20 protein-coding genes are annotated in these 18,290 nt (G+C 37.7%); 3 read left to right on the top strand and 17 right to left on the bottom strand.

What is annotated here, in order from left to right; genetic code table 11:
* Nucleotides 1-157: 157 nt before the first annotated feature.
* The 5 genes from VXN63_RS06545 to VXN63_RS06525 all read right to left on the bottom strand — a co-directional run bounded on the left by VXN63_RS06545 (nt 158) and on the right by VXN63_RS06525 (nt 5,202).
* Nucleotides 158-1,480 carry an MATE family efflux transporter gene (locus VXN63_RS06545; protein WP_327757217.1) on the bottom strand — a complete coding sequence of 441 codons (1,323 nt, stop codon included), beginning with the start codon at nt 1,478-1,480 and terminating at the stop codon, nt 158-160.
* 104 nt (nt 1,481-1,584) lie between these two features.
* Nucleotides 1,585-2,400: a phosphonate ABC transporter, permease protein PhnE gene (gene phnE / locus VXN63_RS06540; RefSeq protein WP_327757216.1), complete on the bottom strand. Its 816-nt coding sequence runs from the start codon at nt 2,398-2,400 to the stop codon at nt 1,585-1,587.
* Nucleotides 2,401-2,414: 14 nt separating this feature from the next.
* Nucleotides 2,415-3,242 (bottom strand): phosphonate ABC transporter, permease protein PhnE, encoded by an 828-nt coding sequence (gene phnE / locus VXN63_RS06535; protein WP_327757215.1) that lies wholly within the window; start codon nt 3,240-3,242, stop codon nt 2,415-2,417.
* Between the two features lie 12 nt (nt 3,243-3,254).
* Nucleotides 3,255-4,034 (bottom strand): phosphonate ABC transporter ATP-binding protein, encoded by a 780-nt coding sequence (gene phnC, locus VXN63_RS06530; protein ID WP_327757214.1) that lies wholly within the window; start codon nt 4,032-4,034, stop codon nt 3,255-3,257.
* 106 nt (nt 4,035-4,140) lie between these two features.
* Nucleotides 4,141-5,202 (bottom strand): phosphate/phosphite/phosphonate ABC transporter substrate-binding protein, encoded by a 1,062-nt coding sequence (locus VXN63_RS06525; RefSeq protein WP_327757213.1) that lies wholly within the window; start codon nt 5,200-5,202, stop codon nt 4,141-4,143.
* A 361-nt stretch (nt 5,203-5,563) separates the two neighbouring features.
* On the opposite strand from VXN63_RS06525, the gene mscL reads away from it, so the two are divergent.
* Nucleotides 5,564-5,950 (top strand): large conductance mechanosensitive channel protein MscL, encoded by a 387-nt coding sequence (mscL, locus tag VXN63_RS06520; RefSeq protein WP_327757212.1) that lies wholly within the window; start codon nt 5,564-5,566, stop codon nt 5,948-5,950.
* Between the two features lie 53 nt (nt 5,951-6,003).
* On the opposite strand, the gene VXN63_RS06515 is transcribed toward mscL, so the two are convergent.
* The 11 genes from VXN63_RS06515 to VXN63_RS06465 form a co-directional block, all read right to left on the bottom strand.
* Nucleotides 6,004-6,414: a hypothetical protein gene (locus VXN63_RS06515; protein WP_327757211.1), complete on the bottom strand. Its 411-nt coding sequence runs from the start codon at nt 6,412-6,414 to the stop codon at nt 6,004-6,006.
* Between the two features lie 140 nt (nt 6,415-6,554).
* Entirely contained in the window at nt 6,555-7,772 is a 1,218-nt protein-coding gene (locus VXN63_RS06510) for an acetyl-CoA C-acetyltransferase (protein ID WP_327757210.1), read from the bottom strand.
* Nucleotides 7,773-7,831: 59 nt separating this feature from the next.
* Nucleotides 7,832-9,001 carry a hydroxymethylglutaryl-CoA synthase gene (locus VXN63_RS06505; RefSeq protein WP_327757209.1) on the bottom strand — a complete coding sequence of 390 codons (1,170 nt, stop codon included), beginning with the start codon at nt 8,999-9,001 and terminating at the stop codon, nt 7,832-7,834.
* A gap of 255 nt (nt 9,002-9,256) precedes the next feature.
* The gene (locus VXN63_RS06500) at nt 9,257-9,988 is read right to left on the bottom strand and encodes a hypothetical protein (RefSeq protein ID WP_327757208.1); all 732 of its coding nucleotides are present in this window, start codon (nt 9,986-9,988) and stop codon (nt 9,257-9,259) included.
* Nucleotides 9,989-10,028: 40 nt separating this feature from the next.
* Nucleotides 10,029-10,724 carry a hypothetical protein gene (locus tag VXN63_RS06495; RefSeq protein WP_327757207.1) on the bottom strand — a complete coding sequence of 232 codons (696 nt, stop codon included), beginning with the start codon at nt 10,722-10,724 and terminating at the stop codon, nt 10,029-10,031.
* Nucleotides 10,725-10,770: 46 nt separating this feature from the next.
* Nucleotides 10,771-11,478, bottom strand: a complete 708-nt coding sequence (locus tag VXN63_RS06490) for a hypothetical protein (protein ID WP_327757206.1) — start codon at nt 11,476-11,478, stop codon at nt 10,771-10,773.
* Nucleotides 11,479-11,491: 13 nt separating this feature from the next.
* Nucleotides 11,492-11,806: a PadR family transcriptional regulator gene (locus VXN63_RS06485; protein ID WP_327757205.1), complete on the bottom strand. Its 315-nt coding sequence runs from the start codon at nt 11,804-11,806 to the stop codon at nt 11,492-11,494.
* A 399-nt stretch (nt 11,807-12,205) separates the two neighbouring features.
* Entirely contained in the window at nt 12,206-13,411 is a 1,206-nt protein-coding gene (locus VXN63_RS06480; RefSeq protein WP_327757204.1) for an ABC transporter permease, read from the bottom strand.
* A gap of 4 nt (nt 13,412-13,415) precedes the next feature.
* A complete protein-coding gene (locus VXN63_RS06475; RefSeq protein ID WP_327757203.1) occupies nt 13,416-14,090 on the bottom strand; it encodes an ABC transporter ATP-binding protein in 675 nt (224 codons plus the stop codon).
* The gene (locus tag VXN63_RS06470) at nt 14,083-15,345 is read right to left on the bottom strand and encodes an efflux RND transporter periplasmic adaptor subunit (protein WP_327757202.1); all 1,263 of its coding nucleotides are present in this window, start codon (nt 15,343-15,345) and stop codon (nt 14,083-14,085) included. Before VXN63_RS06470 ends, VXN63_RS06475 begins: the two co-directional genes overlap by 8 nt.
* A gap of 19 nt (nt 15,346-15,364) precedes the next feature.
* Nucleotides 15,365-15,904 (bottom strand): hypothetical protein, encoded by a 540-nt coding sequence (locus tag VXN63_RS06465; RefSeq protein WP_327757201.1) that lies wholly within the window; start codon nt 15,902-15,904, stop codon nt 15,365-15,367.
* A gap of 617 nt (nt 15,905-16,521) precedes the next feature.
* Between VXN63_RS06465 and VXN63_RS06460 the strand changes: the two genes are divergently transcribed.
* A complete protein-coding gene (locus VXN63_RS06460) occupies nt 16,522-16,908 on the top strand; it encodes a YtxH domain-containing protein (RefSeq protein WP_327757200.1) in 387 nt (128 codons plus the stop codon).
* A gap of 126 nt (nt 16,909-17,034) precedes the next feature.
* Nucleotides 17,035-17,646: a DJ-1/PfpI family protein gene (locus VXN63_RS06455; RefSeq protein WP_327757199.1), complete on the top strand. Its 612-nt coding sequence runs from the start codon at nt 17,035-17,037 to the stop codon at nt 17,644-17,646.
* Nucleotides 17,647-17,703: 57 nt separating this feature from the next.
* Here VXN63_RS06455 and VXN63_RS06450 read toward each other — a convergent pair whose 3' ends face one another.
* On the bottom strand, nt 17,704-18,222 hold the full coding sequence (locus tag VXN63_RS06450) for an RDD family protein (protein ID WP_327757198.1): 519 nt from the start codon (nt 18,220-18,222) through the stop codon (nt 17,704-17,706).
* Between the last annotated feature and the right edge of the window lie 68 nt (nt 18,223-18,290).

Here is an 18,290-nt window from a genome sequence, read left to right as displayed (position 1 = left end):
CCTTCAACTACAAGATAGATTTATTGTACGCTTATTTATCTTCGTATGTTTAATTAATGTAATCAGTCTCTAAAAGATGTTATCTTATAAAAAACAACCGCTAACTGTTCCGTTACAGAACAAATCAGCGGTTAATTTAGTTATAAATTTTTGAAGTTTATTTAGTTTGTACTTTTTTCTGCTTAATGCGTTTTTTCGGATTCATTTTAACCATAATCCAGCCAATGACGACTGCTTCCGCCACTACATAAGAAGACCATACCCCGGTCATCCCGTAAAGATGACTCAATAATAAAACAACTGGAATAATGATAAATCCACCTCTAAGAAGGGAAAAGAATAATGCCAACCTTGGTTGATCCGTTGCACTGAAATACGTTGTCAGGATCGTATTGGCTCCTGCGAAGAAAAAACCGATAAAGTAAATCAAAAGACCAAAAACTGCCATCTCTTTAACGTGCAGATTCTGATCGCTATTAAAAGCAGAAATAATGCCGTCTCTGAATACAAAAGTCGAGACATAAATCAGCGTACTAATAGAGAGCGCTGTGGCTATAGAAAGCGTTAGTACGTGTTTCATCTTGTCTAAGTCTTTGAGCCCATAGCTATCACTTAAAAGCGGCTGTGCTCCTTGTGCGACCCCTGTAAACAACGATAATACGACAAAAGAGATATTTGCGACAATACCGTAAGCGGCTAGTCCTAGATTTCCTTCAAGTGTAAAGATAATCGTGTTAAATGAAAACATAACCACAGCGGCTGCAATTTCATTGATAAATCCAGCTGCACCCAAGTAACAGATATCTTTCATCACTTTTAGTTGAATACCTTGGAACACAAATTTCAGCTGATTCGTTGGACGTCTAAAGTGCATACTTAAAATGGCCAAACTACTGATCGGCGCAATACTCGTTGCTAGAGCTGCTCCAAACATCCCCATATCTAACGGGAAAATAAAAATATAATCCAAGACAATATTCAAAAAACTACCCAGTAACATGCCGTACATTGCTAGTGATGGATCACCGTCATTTCTAACAAAAGATTGCATAGCATTATTCAAAATAAAAAATGGAGAAAAGAACAACAGTGTTCTTAGGTAAATAGACGTATTCGCAAACGTTTCGTTGTTAGCACCAAGCATGCGTGCAATAGTATCTGCACCTACAACACCTATAATAGAAAATACGATTCCCACAATCAATCCAAATAGAAGAGATTGCGTGTAAACACTTCGTGCTTCTTTAATTTTCCGCTGTGCATTCAGTATGCTAAAGCGCGAAGCTCCACCTAGTCCCAGCATCAGTCCGATCCCGTGAATCACACCGTAAGCCGGTATACTCAAATTCAAAGAAGCGATTCCGTTGGAGCCCAGAGCTTGTGCGATAAAAAAAGTATCCGCTAGAATATATAAAGAAATTCCGATCATACCTAAAACATTTAAACTAACATATTTAAAAAACAATTTATTGGTATTCATTTAAACCCTCCGCAGCACGGTTTTCTTGCTTACAACCGGCGCTTTCCAATTATAATAAAAAGCTGCACCTTTTCCAAGATGCAACTTCTCGAGTATACTATATTTTATTTTGTTCCGCTAACTAATCTAGATCTTAGTTTGTTTGAGAATAGTTCCACTAAAAGAATCAGTACGACTAGTCCAATCAGAATAGATCCAACTTGGTTCCAACGATAAGATCTCATTGCGAAAATCAATGGTGCACCGATACCACCAGCACCAACTAATCCTAAAATCGTCGCATCACGTAAGTTCATATCGAAACGATAAATCGTTGTAGATAAGAAGCTTGAAAATAGCTGTGGTAAAATACCATAACGAATTTTCTGATACGTCGTACAGCCCATTGAAGTCATCGCTTCTAGTACACCACGGTCTAGATTTTCAATAACGTCAACATACAGTCTAGAAATCATACCAATCGAAGTGATTGACATCGTGAGTACCCCTGCGTAAGCCCCTGGACCTGTTACACGAATAAACATAATCCCGTAAACCAGCGATGGAATCGTACGAATAAAGATAACAACCAGTCTTGTGATATAAGCCACTGGTCCACTAACTACACTTGGCGCCATCAAAAATGAAATTGGAATAGCTAGTAAAGAACCAAATACTGTTCCCAGTAAAGCGATGGCAATTGTTTCGTACAATAGGTACGGTACACCTTGAGTTGAAAAGTCAAATAAAAATTCTAAATCTGGCGTTACAATCCCTCTGACAATGTTGACTGCAAGACCTGTTCCTTTTTGATCTAAGCCTGTAATATCGACACCTATAAATGACCAGATCAGAAGAGCTAATATAATAATTGATATTGTTATAAAGTACAATTTACGATTCGGGGCTTTGTTATATTGTGTTTGAATTGCTTCGTTCATTTAACTCTTCCTCTCTAAGACAATTTACGTCTAAAGTATTCACTGACGCGTTCAATAATGAACACTACGATCATTAAGACTAAAAGAACCATTCCTACACTAGGATAATCTCTCCAGCCCAGACGCTCATTAAGAACTAGCCCAATACCACCCGCACCTACATATCCTAAAATTGCCGCATATCGAACGTTTCCTTCAAATGCATACAGAGATACTGACAAGTATGTCGGCAATACTTCTGGAATAATCGCATACCTGAAAGCTTCTACTTTCGATAATCCCATCGATTCGTTTGCTTCAAAAGCGCCCATGTCCACATTTTCAATATGTTCATACATTAGTTTTCCGACGTAAGAAGAGGTAAAGATGAAAATGGATAACATCCCTGCCATTGTCCCTAATCCGAATAAAAAGGTAAAGATCAATGCCAGAACCAATGTCGGTAAAGTTCTTAGAATACTTAAGAAGAATTTGAAGAATCCATTAACGAATGCATTTTTAATAATATTACTAGATGAAAGTAAGGCTAGCGGTACAGCTACTAGAGCCCCTGCAAGCGATCCTAATAATGACATTTGAATTGTATCGAATAAAGGTCCCCAAATGTTTGAAAGAAACTCAAAGTTAGGCGGGAACATTCCAATGATAATGACAAAAAACTGGTTACCACGTTTTAATAATAAAGATAAATCTGCACCAGTCGTTCTAAACGAAGCGTACGTAGCAATCAGCACAAGCAAGAGAATCAGTGGCGTTCTAGAAGCTCTTTGTTTGACTGTTTTACCATTTTCTAATGTGTAAGTTTTCGGCTTGAAAATCTTATCGTAAACTGTTTCTTCCAATGTTTCTCCTCCTTACACTTTTGCTTCTTCGGGATCATCCATATGCGGAACTTCAGTCAAACTACCATAGATGTTGTTCAACACATCTTGTGTCACATCTTCTGATTTCCCATCATAAACGACTTCACCTTTACGAACGCCGATAACGCGGTCTGCGTATTCCAAAGCTAGTTCAACGTGATGGATATTGATCAAAATAGACATTTCCATTTCCTGATTGATACGTTTGAAATCGTCCATAACCACTTTTGCCGTTACCGGATCTAAAGAAGCTACAGGCTCATCTGCTAAGATAATCGAAGGATTTTGAGCTAGTGTACGCGCAAGCGCTACACGTTGCTGCTGCCCACCAGATAATTGATCTACACGGTTGTAAGCTTTATCTAAGATACCGACTTTATCCAATGCTTCAAGAGCTGCAATCTTTTTCTCTTTAGGAAATAATCCTAACGTTTTTCTCCAAAAAGACAATTCTGGAACAGAAGAAACCAGCACATTATTTAATACAGTCGTTCTCGTTACAAGGTTGAAAGATTGAAAAATCATACCGATTTTACGACGGAAGTCCCTAACCTGTTTTCCTCTTAAGTTGCTTACATTTACACCGTCTACATTTAAAGTACCTTCGTTGATTTCATGCATACGATTAATACAACGGATCAAAGTAGATTTACCTGCTCCAGACAAGCCGATAATCGCTACAAATTCTCCTTGTTCAATCTTCAGGTTTACGTCTTTTAATGCAGTAACCCCATTTGGATAGGTTTTATTTACATTAATAAATTCGATCATAATTCACGTTGTCCTTTCTAAGACATACTCAAAAAGAAAGCCAGGAGATTGAGTCTCCTAGCTTGATCTTTGGGTATTGAGTATTAAGTTTGATGATATCTATTGATTAGTTTGTTAGATCTCTAAGGATTTGTTGTGCTTCACGCTCAACATCATAATCTGAACTTTCAGATTTTTCGTATCCTTCGTGAGAGTAGATAGCGATAATTTCTTTACCTTCATCTGTGTTTGCAATATTGATGAATGCATCTTGTAATGCTGCTTTTAAATCGTCTGTCATAACGTCAGAGTTTTTACTTACACTAATTGTATCGTTATAGATACCAGGTGTTACGCCAATTACATCTGTAGAGTCCCAGATTGTGTCTTCTCCACCGAAAGTACCTTCCCAGTCTTCAACATAGTCACGACGAGCATCTGCATACATTACTGCAACGTCTGCTTGTTCAGTCGCAAGACGAGATACTGAAGTTCCATATGAGTCTGCTTGAGAAATTTGGCTCAAGTCAGATAAAGATTGTTCGTAATTTTCTTGCATCCATATTGTTGGATAAATGTATCCAGCTGAAGAAGAAGAACTCATCACACTCCAAGAAGCAGAGTCTAAATCTTCCCATGTTAATTCTTCGCCATTATTTACTTTGTCTGCTAATTCGCGGCCTTTTGCAGAAGGACCTGCTACTAGGATTGAACGGTAGTAAGTTACTTGTTCATCCGTTGGGTCAGTTGGTTTATTTGCATTCCATTCAGCAGGGTCTTCAGAATCATTGCTTAAGCCTGCACGAGTTGAAGTTAAGATAACATCTGCTCCGTCATCGTAAAGGACATAAGTTCCACCAGGTAAGAATCCTACATCTACAGAACCTGCAGACATTGCTTCTCCAACAGCTTCATAGTCAGTTCCGACATCGATTTTAACGTTGCCAATTTCATATCCTAAGTCAGCCATCTCGTCTTTAAGGATGTCTTCTAAGGGTGCAGTTGCAGCTACGATTTCTTCTGGATCACGTGAAGGTACGAATTGAACAGAAAGCTCTTCAATTGCTACGTTTCCATCTTCGTTTGTTTCTTCAGAAGCTGAGTTGTCGTCGCCACCATTTCCACATGCTGCTAGTACTAAAGTTGAAGCAAAAGTAATTCCTAAACCTTTTAACCATTTGTTAGACAAAATTTTTTCCTCCTAGTTTTAACTAAGTACAACTTTACAATTATTTCAAATATGCATATTTCTTGTCCACCTAAAATAGTAACATTCGATATTACAAAAGTCTACTCAATTTTGTGAACACTTTTCTAAAAACACATATTAAAACACGAACGATCAAGTCTGTTTTTCTTACAAACTACTGCAATTTGTACAAGTCCCGTTTTCTGGATGTTTAGTATACCCCGTTTCTAAAGAGGCTTTCTATCAAATTTATGTAAAAATCGCGTAAAGGGAAATAGTCAAATTTGAAAATCTTCTCATTCTTCAGTAGAATGAATAGGCGTATGCGCAATTTTATTTATAGGAAGGATTTTAATTAAATATGATCAAAGAATTCAAAGAATTTATTGCTAGAGGAAATGTATTGGAGTTAGCGGTTGGACTTGTGATGGGATCTGCTTTTACAGCTATTGTGAACTCACTTGTTGAACATATTATTACACCGATTATCGTTGCATTGACCGGACAAGCAGAAATAGCAGATTTGTACTTAGAGATTGGGACAGCAGAGCTAAAGTATGGGGAATTTCTACAAGCTGTTATCAACTTTTTCTTGGTTGCACTGGTTCTTTTCTTCATCATCAAGTTTATCAATACATTGACGCTTAGAAATAAACCTGAACCAGAAGAAACACCTGTAGAAGCACCTACAGTAGAAGAGTTATTGGAAGATATTAGAGATTTACTAGCTAAAAAAGACGTAGAATAATTAAAAGTAGAAGGTCCTCTAATCTGGTTTTAGAGGACCTTCTACTTTTATTTTTACTTTATCAGTTCTTCAAACTGACGTGCTGATTCTCCTTCAAGTCTATAAACTGTATGTGTATCTACCCAATCCATCAAAGAAAGCTGAGTTGGATCTTCTTCTTCCCACCAGATAGAATAAGTTTCTGATTCATCATCTTCCCGTTCAACAACCATTTTATAGTTCGGGTCTATCATGTCTACGATCCCATCCATCTCAGTTGCGGTAGATAATATTTCGTTTATAATCTCTAACTCCCTATCATCTGAAGAATCAAATAAGTATTTTTGATCAACATCCTTTGTTTCTGTTAGTTCTACACTAGTAATTTCACTCGTTTCTTCTGCTGGTTCAATGGTCTCATTTGATTCCTGACTGCTACATCCCATTAAAAACAAGGGCAAGATCATCCATTTGGTTAATTTCATGGCTTTCTCCTCGTCGAAACGTATTTTTAAATCTATTCGATATTCTGATTATAATGAATTCATTGACAACCATCACCATAAAAGTCAATTTAAAGCTAAAAAAGACCAACCTTCATGTTCAAAGGTTGGTCTCTAGGTATTTAATCAACATCTGTATTTCTAATAATGACAGCGGCACCCATTCCGCCACCAATACAAAGTGAAGCGATCCCGTATTTTAGTCCTTTGCGCTTCAATGTATATAACAAAGTCACTAAGATGCGGTTACCGCTTGCCCCGATCGGATGACCTAAAGCAATTGCGCCACCATGAAGATTGGTTTTTTGTTTTAATACTTCTTTGTCTACTTCAAAAGCTTCAGATAATTTCTGAATCACGGCTAAACTTTGTGAGGCAAAAGCTTCATTCAACTCAAGCAGATCGATATCCTCAAAAGATAATCCCGATTTCTTCAAAGCTTGTTTGACCGCAGGTACTGGTCCCATTCCCATAATAGAAGGATCGACGCCACCTTGACCGATCGCGACAATTTCAGCTAGTGGCTGAATGTCGTGCTGCGTCAAATATTCTTCACCCACAATGACCGTTGCACTTGCGCCATCGTTTAAACCAGAAGCATTTGCCGCGGTCACTGTTCCGTCTTTCTTGAATGCTGGTCTCAAAGACTGTATTTTTTCAAGATTCGCGTTACGGTTTGGATATTCATCTGTATCTACAGTGATCTCTTGCTTGCGTCTTGAAGTCCAACTGACAGGTACAACTTCATCATCAAAGATACCCTCATCTAGTGCAGTCAACGCTCTCTGCTGAGAATCATATGCAAAAGCATCTTGATCTTCACGAGATATTTCGTATTGTTCTGCAATATTTTCAGCTGTTATCCCCATATGGTATCCTTCGAACGCATCTGTTAGTCCGTCGTGGACCATATGATCAATTGTCTGGAAGTTTCCCATCTTGATCCCGTCACGAGTTCGTCCTGGTAACAAATAAGGTGCCTGGCTCATCGATTCCGTTCCACCTGCAACCACAACATCATATTCTTCTGCGCGAATACCGGTGAAAGCGTTCATGACTGTTTTGAGTCCACTACCGCAGACCATATTCGTACTATAAGCAGGAGTCGTTTCCGGTATCCCAGCTTTAATCGATGCTTGTCTAGCTACACCTTGACCTTGACCGGCAGACAAAACATTTCCTAAAGATACTTCATTGACTTCTGAAGGGTTGATTCCGCTTTGACTCAATACAGCTTCAATAGCCGTTTTTCCTAAATCTGAAGCAGACACGTCTTTTAAAGCACCCAAAAATGAACCGATTGGTGTACGTTTAGCACCTGCTATATATACTTTTTGCATAAAAGAAACGTCTCCTTTATTTAAAGACAACTTTAGATTTATATTGTTCAATTGTCTGGTTAGTTTTTACCGTAATGACGAATGTTCGCTTGAACACCTTTCAGTACAACCGTACCAGAAGTTGTTTCCAGAACGTCCAACTCGATGTCTGTTTCATCTTTTGGCAAAGCTTGCTGTAAAATATTTTCGTACTCTTCTATAGATAATTCACGACGATTATTGAGTAGCGCTTCGTGTTCGTCTTTTAGCATGTGTTCTTTGTATCCAGGTTTGACTTTTCCGCTGAAGAATTCCCCAACACCACCAGAACCATAGCTGAATAAACCGATACGTGCGTCTTCTGGCAGTTCAGGTCCTTGTTCTAGTAAAGATAACAGACTTAAATAAAGTGATCCTGTATAAATGTTTCCAACTGCTTTATTGTAAGAAATGCTTGGCTCATAATATCCCATCAGACGAGCAGCATCTTCTTCAGAAGCCTGTTCCGTTAAAGCTTTCAATGCCTTTTTACCCATTTTAGTGTACGGTACATGGAAGCATAATGCTTCAAAATCACTAAGGTCACGATTGTTTCTTTGTTTGTACTCACCCCAAACATCCGCTAAGAAGTTTAAGTAAGCTTGGTTCGAGAATTTACCATCCACTATGGCGTAGTCTGAGTGTAGTGGACGCCAGAAATCCGAAATATCTTCTGACATAGACACGCTATCCGTATCCAGTGCTAAAATGCGAGGATTAGCAGATAAGACCATTGCGACAGCACCCGCACCTTGTGTGGGTTCTCCACCAGTATTTAACCCATATTTCGCAATATCTGTTCCTAATACAAGTACTTTGCGTTCAGGATGCAATGAAATATGCCCCATAGCCATTGTGATAGCAGCGGTCGCGCTATAACAAGCTTGTTTCAATTCAACCGAACGTGCATACTTTTGGATACCGGTTAAACGGTGTACCCATACAGCGCCAGATTTTGAGTGATCTACTCCAGATTCTGTTCCTAGTAAAACAAAATCAATGGCTTCTCTATCTTCTTCGTCCAAAACTTCAAGCGCTGCGTTCGCAGCCATGGTTACTGCGTCTTGAGACAATGGCGCTACAGCCATTTTTTCTTGACCAATTCCGATCGTATACTTAGCTGGTTCAACACCTCTAACCTCAGCCAACTTTTCCATATCTATAAAAAATTCTGGGGTATAAAACCCCATTTTATCTATCCCGATTTCCAAACGATCGTCCTCCTATGTTTCCTTTTTATGCAACGTATTTATCATCTTGCCTCTATTATAAAGGACCTTCTTAAAAAAAGAGTTAAGAATCATAAAAGCGCATTACTTGTTACTTGGTCAACTTCTATCAGATCAATTTTCTCACTTATATCGTAACATAGGAAATACCTCTAATTAGTATTATATGCTCAAAAGCGACAATTTTTCATGCTAACTAAAGAGGTGTTTAGGATTGAAGTCTATATTCTAACTTCGTCATCTACTTATTATCATGGGTAATAAGACATGATTGATAATACCCATGAATAATGAAATCCAGGTAGCCATCATAAAAATCGACCAAATATCCCGTTTTTCTTTAGGTGTTTTAAACCATTTCCACGTAACCATCAAATCTGCAATAAAGACTGCGCAGGTTACTAGTAAGTAGGGAAATTGAACTACAAATAAATTTGTTTTAAAGAAAAACTCTAATAGAATAATCGGCAAAAGAACCAGTCCTATAAGAACATTAGAAAGTAGACGGTCTTTTCGGGTATTCTTTTTACTATAGATGCTTCTTTTTTGGATATTGAATATCATGCCTACAGCAATCACAATCCCTACAATCCGAACGACAAAGCTTATAATATCGACACTTGAATTCCCCACTGCGAAAGTGAAGAAAAAGTAGAAGCTAAATACTACTCCAAGCATTTTCCAGATCCCAATCCAGTCAAATCTTAAGGTAGCTAACAATTCATCTGCCGATGATTTTGGATCTTTTCCGAAGTAACTTTCAGCTGATACACCCTCTTTTTGAGCTTGAAGTGTATCCTCTAGTACTTGTAGTAAAAATTCTTCTATTTCTTTTTCATCTTTTAAATAGCTACCGTATCTAACGTAATCTGCTAATTTTTGATAATACTTCTGATTTTCTATGTACAATGCTTTGCTGATTTCTTCGTTGCGTTCTACTAACACTTTGACGCTTTCTGTATTTTTCATGGTTCGCCTCTTTCTGTTCAACCGTCGTTCGTAAGTTTTATTACAGGTAATTCAGTATTCCGATTATCAAAGAACCCCCTAAGAGAATGATGTTCACAAACCAGTCTGCTTTGCTCTTATTTTTGTAAACAACCATCAGAACCGTTATTGTTAGAGCTACTACAGACAGCATACCTACAAAAACAACAAAAGGAATTTCAATTATCCACGTTAAAAATCCCATCTGATCTCTCAAGATGCCTACTAGTGCGAACGCTATTCCCGCCAGTGCACCACCAGTAATGAGTCTCAACAGTGTTTCCGTTTCACTGAAAACGTCCCACTGCAGTAATTTCTTCATAATCCCCAAAAAGACAGCTGTTTGCAATGTCAGTGTAATGAGATCAACAATGTCTATTGAAAATCTGTTTAAAGCAAAATTAATTAAAAATAACACATACAGATAAATACCAATTGTTTTTAGAAGTTCTTGCGGTCTATTTTTTAACTTTGATAAAAAGTTACGTGCAAATTCTTTGGGCTGGTCGTTTACATATTCGTTAACAGTCTTACCATTTTCTTGCGCTTCAATCACTTCGTGAAGAAAACCATTCAGACTTGACTCTAATTCTATCGGATTTTTAAATGTGTTTCCGAATTGAATATAGCTTTCAATCTTAGTATATTGTTTCTTGTTTTCTTCTGTGAGTACTTTCTTGAGTTGATTATTTCTTTCGTGTATTTTTGTATGTTTCACTAAGTTTCCTCCTAAGATTATTTAGCCAGCTTCTTTTCACTACTATTTAGAGGTAATTAATTAGACCGATACATGAAGCGCCCACTAGAAATAAAAGGGGGAATACCCATGCTTTCCGTTCTTCTTTAGATAGCACAAAAAATTTCCAAATAGCGCCTATTAAACATAGAATCAAAATCCCCCAAGACACCGTTATAGGAATGTTAATAAATAACTGATAGGGTAGCATCGTTTCAACAATCATTCCTAGAACAAATACGCTTAGAATTATTACCATAAATAGAAAGTCTTTCCATTTTGAGGAGGTGTTCGTAAAGCTATCCATTTCAATCCACTTAAAGACTGCAAAAACAGCTACATAAATGAGGAACGATCTAGATAGTACCGTAACCAGATTTAAACCTGTAGCCATAGTGATGATGTTGTTCAATATACTAAGGACTAGAGTAAAACCGACAATTGAAAAGACCAATTGCAAATGATCTACCCAATTCCGTTCTAGGTTAGAAAGTATTTGATTTGCATAAGTTTGGGGATTTTTTCCAAAATACTTTTCAGCCGGTATGCTTTCTTCTTGAGCACTGACCATGTCTTGAAGGACCTGCATTAATACTTCTTCTACTTTTTCTTCATCCTTAAGCCAGCTTCTAACCCTCATATAAACAAGCATTTCTTCGTAATATGCTTTGTTCTCTTCGTTCAGTTCTTCTCTTAGTTCATTATTCTGTTGGATAACTAATTTAGTACTGTTCATGTTGTCTCCTCCTTCAATCTATCAAATGATGGACGCTACTTTCCAGTTCCTTCCAGTTTTGTACGAAGTCATCGCAATATTCTCTACCCTTTTCAGTTATCTGATAGTACTTTCGATCGGGTCCATCTGATGATGGTTTTTTGACACTAGTCGTCAAAGCGTTCTTTTCAAGTTTTTGTAAAATCGGATAAACTGTCCCACCAACAATCTCTTCAAAACCTGATTTTTTGAGTTGCTGCACGAGTTCGTATCCATAAACTTCCTTTTCTTTAATAATTAATAAAACGCATCCCTCCAGGACGCCTTTTAATAGTTGTGTCTTCTTCATTCCATCACCTTTGTCTGATCATTCCACTTCACTAAGTTGTATTACTTAGTAGTTAAGTTCATCTTACTTCATACTCACTAGTTTGTAAAGCACAGTAGTAAAATAACGAAAACTCGAGCAAAGGAATCATCCTCTTTTGCTCGAGTTTTTATGGTTACTCTATCGGTATTTCACTGTCTTGATTTTTGAATTGCACTACACAATTTAAAAGATAACTTATAGGATAAATCACAGTGTAAGTGATTAAGAAAAGATCGAGACGATTTCTTAGTAAGAACAAAAGAATCAAGAAAATCATTAAGAATACGAGTTGTTTTTGCTGATTGCACTTGTCTTCTAAAAATTTATGTTTGGTGAACTCAACATATCGGTTCATCTAGTCTAACGCCCCCATCAGTCTTAAAGAATCTCAATAATCTCTTTCTTGCTAGCAGCGTTCGCTGGTGCATAACTGAATATCAGACCAACCAGAGCAGAAACGCCAATACAGATCACAATCGTCAACACATCTATTCCTGTTGAGAAAGGTAAGAAAACTGAGGCGATTCCAGAAAAAATCCATCCTAGTAAATAGCCCACGACGCCACCAATACTCGTCATCATCACGCCTTCTAAAACGAATTGTGCTCGAATGCTTTTCTGGGAAGCACCTAATGCGCGTCGAATCCCGATTTCTTTTGTACGTTCAGATACGGAAATATACATCATGTTCATAACGCCGATTCCAGCTATAAATAGTGAAATACCAGCTACACTTGCAACAAACAGTGTAATCCCTCTCAATACTTGAGAAAGACCATCATCCAAAGCAGACATATCAAAGTACTCGTAGCTTCCCATGTTGCGCATTGTTCCATTATCTTCTAAAAGGAAAACTGTGTCATCCGCTACTTCTGAAGGAAGATAACCTCTGTCGACTGTGATACTGATTTCGTTTCCTACAGAAAACTGATCATGGTATCGTTTGTAGCTATTTAAAGGAATTTCGATTTCTTCAGACATGAAACCACCTAAGAAACCTGATGTATCAATCTCATCTCCGTGCACACCAACAATCGTGTACAATTGACCGCCTAGCGTTAATCCTTTTCCAATCGCATTTTCTTCCGTACTGTATACGTCTTGAATCAGCGAAAAAGGTACAACGGTCACTCTTTTTTCTCGATCATTATCAATAGAATCAAGCGATCTACCTGCGATCACTGGTCTTCCTTGCTCTTCTGTCAGTGTAGCCTCTGCATAGCCTTCTTCTCCATCAATCATTGTTTCTAAAGAGGCATACAAATAATCCATATTCACGACTTCTACATCATTCACCCCTGGGAGATAGCGAATGGATTGTAAATCCATGTCAGAGTATAAAGGTTCGTTTGTCTCGTACATCCACTCTGGATCAGTTGACTGAAATTGAATATTGACGGTCAACAGTTCTCCTTCATCAGGATTCAAAGAGTCCAGAACATAATTCTCGAATCCTCTACCGATAGACATGATCGTACTAACAGCTGCAATTCCGATAACAATCCCGATCATCGTTAAAAAGCTTCGTTTCTTGTTTCTAAGTAGCGCGTTCCACGCGCCTTTAAAAAATACAATAGGCTTCATTTGCTTACCTCACTTCTTCGGTCAGTACGCCATCCTGCATATGAACGACTCTATTACAGTACTCGACCGTGGAAGGATCATGCGTGACTAAAATAATGGTCACACCTTCTTCTTCATTTAATGTTTTGAATACGTTCATTATGTCACTGGATGTCTGTGTATCTAACGCGCCTGTTGGTTCATCTGCTAATATGAAATCTGGATCATTAATAATCGCGCGCGCAATCGCGGCTCTTTGTTGCTGGCCACCGGACAATTGTTTTGGATATTTCTTGCCCTTGTCTCCTATTCCCAATTTCTCTAGGAGTTCTTGCACTTTGCTTTTCGTCTGAGTGTAATTCCAGCCATCGTAAAGTAGCGGCAATTCAACATTTTCTTCAATCGTTAAGGTTTCAATCAAATTGAATTGTTGAAAAACAAATCCTACACGTTGATTTCGTAATCTAGAAAGATCTGCATCTCCTTTAGACGTTACAATTTCTCCTTCAAGATTGTAATTCCCTAAATAATGGCGGTCTACAAAACCAATCAAGTTGAGTAAAGTGGATTTCCCAGAACCAGAAGGACCCATGATCGCTAGAAAATCTTTTTCCATGACTTCTAGATCTACGTCTTTTAATACAGGAATCCAGTCGTTATCTGCTTTGTAAGCTTTACGAATTTTTTCCAATTTAATCATAGAACACACCGACTTCGTCTCCATCAGCCAGTTCCATATCCGGATCCATAATCACTTCTTCATCCATTTCAAGACCCGATTCTAGAATATACAAGCTCCCATCCTCAGTGACTTGAACCTCTCTGCGTTCTACAATACCTTCATTATGAACGAAGACAATCGTCCCTTCTTCTTCTTCAACTACGACCGACTGCGGTAAGTAAACGATTCCTTCATTCACTCCGATTTGAACAGAAAATCCATATTGAATAGACTCTTCCGGAATAACGGTAAAGGGGTATCTAGAAGAGGACGAAGCACCTTCACTACTTGCTTGCATGGGTAACGTACTCAGTTTTGTAACGGTACCACCTAAGACTCTATCTGAAGTGATCAAGCTAATTTCCACTTTATCCTCTAAAGTGATTTTATCGTAATCATATTCAGATACAGATGCATCGATTTTTTGTTCTTTAGACATCAAACGAATAACCGGTTCCTCACTTGCTTGAATACTTGAAATGTTTGGTTGATTCAACTCGATAATCCCATCAAAATTCGCTTGAACCGTTGTTGTAATATCCCCGCGTAATCGCTCGATTTCAAATTCGATATCTTCCATCTGTTCGTTCAAATCTCTTATCGACATTTGAGCAGAATCAACTGTGGCATCTGCTTCTGCTTTATCCGACTCATAACGTAAAAGATCATTTTGAGCAGTGTCCAGTTCTGTATTCACCGTAAACTGTTCACTTTCTTCGTCAAATTGATCTACTGAGCTTTGTCCGGCAGATTCTATTGCACGGTTACTTTTAGTAATATTTGCATCTGCTGTTTCCGATGCTTTACGAGCGTTGGCTAGTTCTGTTTCAGCTTCAGAACGTCTTTTTTCCAATCGACTATATTGACGATTTTGTTCATTCAACAATTGCTGGTTTTCTTCATTTGTATATGTAAATAAGTCTGTACCTTCTTCTACTTCCTGACCGTTCTCTACGAGTAGTTCGCCAATCACACCATTTGATGCATCATAGTATTCTTCCTGAACTTCAGATGCTTGAACGATCCCATCAAACAATACTGGATCTTCTTCTCTAACCGTATAGATAGAATAAAATTGTTCTGTTTCAGTCCCAATAGCAGACCCCTGAAAAGCTTGAACGATAAAAAAGATGGCAATCAATACAGCAATAATCCCTACTGTGATTAACCCTTTTTTATCACCAACTCGCTTAGAAAAAGAGCGAGTCGGTGTTGGTTTAGTAGATTTTTTCAATTTTCTGTCCTTCTTTCGATTAAAGTAAAATATTGTTTCCAATTGTTTGGAATGCAATCGTCAATACAATTCCAATAATTAACCACGCTACTTGAACAATTGTGATTGCACGTTTGATGTGGCTTTCTTTTTCTTCACCTGAAAAATAAAATAATAAGAATAACACAGTTGTTATCAAACTGACTGTAGATGTTAAAATTAGATTTTCTCCATATCCAAGCTGTCCGATCATAAAGTTGATCACCGCTCCAATTGCACCTGAATAAAATAGCGCTGACCAGATATCGTACTTGTAAACATGTTCTTCTTTTGATACCCATTGAGTTGGAAATTTTATAAAGGCATATTGGATAGCCGTAGCAATGACCAAGAAAATTGCACCAACGATTGCGCCAATAACTCCAAAAGCAGCTAGAGATTCTGTATCGATACCTTCTGGGATCATCGGATCTGTCGAAAACGCTCCATATACTGCTATTCCAAGTACAACCACTATGTATATTGCTAACGCTCCCCATGGAAAGGTCTTGCTTTGATTAACTCTTACTTCTTCATTCATTAAGTATGCTCCTCCAAATTCGATTAATTATTTTTTCCCTAACTAAACCATAAATCGTCATTCGTACCTCGACCGACACTCCTTTTTTGACCTTTTTGTACAATTGATTCTTGATGAAAAAGTATTTTAAAATAATGGAACAAAACGATCATCATGTGTTTCAACGTACAAAGTCCCGAACTATTAAAATTGTACCAAAACCTCTATAACATAACAATGTTCTTTTAAATAGAAACCGAACACATTTAACAACTAAATCTCAACTAATGTTGAACGCCATTAAATAGATTTTTTCTTGTATCTTATGTAAGTACTATACGCTATCTGGTTCAAAACAGTGAGCAACGATTCGTTGCCCCCTTGTCAAATCAACACAATCGTTATAAATTTTGATCTTGTCCTCTATCTTTACCCATTTTAAAAACAAGCTTTCGGATTGCAGCTAGCTTTGATAAACGAATTTTATTCAGTTTGGAGTAGTGTAAATTAGAAGATTTTATCTTTTTACCTTTTGCATTTTTGAATTTGTAAGTGCTTCTTGTTTGAAAGTTCGATAACATTCGCTATAATGAGGGGAAAGAACTAGTAAGGCAATTAGATATTAGGAGGAAATGACCATGAAATTTATCAAAGGAGCACTATTCGGTGCAGCAGTAGCTTTATTATTCGCACCTAAAAGCGGTAAAGAGACACGTGAAGACATTTCTAAAAAATTCAACGAGAAAAAAGAAATGGCAAATGACTACGCAAGTATGGCCAAAGGAAAATCAGAAGAAGTTTCACACGCAGCAAGTGAAGCATCTGAGAACATCAAAATCACTTTAGCTAAAACTGCACAAGATCTTAAAGAACAATTACATTCTGCATCTGAAGACATCAAATCTGAAGCTGTAAATGCTTCTGAAGATCTTAAATCAACAACAAAACAAGCTGCAAACGACGTTTCAAAAGAAGTCGATAAAGCTTCGAACAAATCAAACTCTAATAACAATACGAACCACTAATCTTTTAATATAAATAGTTGACCATCCGTTTTGGGTTCGCCCTAAATGGATGGTTTTTCTGTAACCATACTCAATTCAGGCATATTACATTGCAAAGACGCGTAACTATACAAAGGAGTAATCAAAGTGAAACAGAAAATCGTCGGTATTCTTTTATTCAACGAAGTCGAAGTACTCGATTTTGCAGGTCCTTTTGAAGTGTTTTCCGTTACAGAAGATTCCTCTAAAAACGATAAGCCATTTAAGGTTGTTACGATTTCTCAAGATGGTCAGATGATTAAAGCTAGAAACGGACTTCGCGTTCAACCAGATTTCAGCTTTGAAGACCATCCAGATTTAGATATCCTTGTCGTCCCCGGTGGATACGGAGCACGTGAACTCGAAATACATAATCAAGATTTGCATCAATGGATAAAAGAACAAGATCAAACAACAGAATATACTACCTCTGTCTGTACCGGTGCATTCTTACTAGCGAAAGCAGGATTACTTGAAGGTAAAACAGTAACAACGCATTTTAGCGCTATAGACAGGCTGGCGGAGAGCTTTCCATCACTTAACGTAAAACGAAGTACAAAGTTTGTAGACGAAGGTCATATCCTGACATCTGCAGGCATTAGTGCAGGAATCGAATTATCTCTGTATTTAGTAGGGAAACTACTGGGAAGCAACGTGAGTGAAAACACGGCTAGGCAGATGGAGTATGATATTCAATTTGGGCATCAAAAAAACAAATAAAGCGGTCGAGTTGTTTGATGACAAGTCTACCGCTTTATTTGTTTGAAACGTTTGTAGTTAAGTAAAGCTTTGAACGACTTGAGTCCCCGCTAGTAAATCTCCAAGATGCCGTTTATCTTTGCGGAACACCCCCATTCCGAATAGGATAAGCGCGAGCAAAATCCCTGCATTTGTATAAATAATCGACCCTAGCGTACTGAATTCGGTGTATATACCTTCGATTACACCGATATGGGCCAACTGCCATGGTAGGAATTTTACAGCATTTCTGAGTAGACTTCTCCAGTAATTCCGCTTTATATATATTAATTTGAGTCCTACTTTTCTTTTCCCGCATGAACCATAAGGAGCTCTGTAATCTAGTATTGAAAAAATCAGTATAACTGGAACAACGGTTTCTACTGTGGCTACGATCTGAGACGCCTGCATCGTTAACTCGGGAATTCTACCTAATATTAAAAAGTAAAAAGTTACATTTAAAAGTAACACGGCGGATAAAAAGACCAAGATTATTACATAATCAATCACTATTTCTTTGATTCTTAGGTTAAATTTAATCTGGTTTTGTTTTTTCACAACGTGTACTCCTCCCATAAGAGTCGTATTTCACGATTAGTTATAAATCTTCAAAATATCTTGTTCGC

Origin of the sequence: Marinilactibacillus sp. XAAS-LB27, assembly GCF_036039175.1 — a bacterium.
Lineage (GTDB): Bacteria > Bacillota > Bacilli > Lactobacillales > Carnobacteriaceae_A > Marinilactibacillus.
Note: the sequence above shows the minus strand (reverse complement) of the source record. Positions and strands in the feature narration are given on the sequence as shown.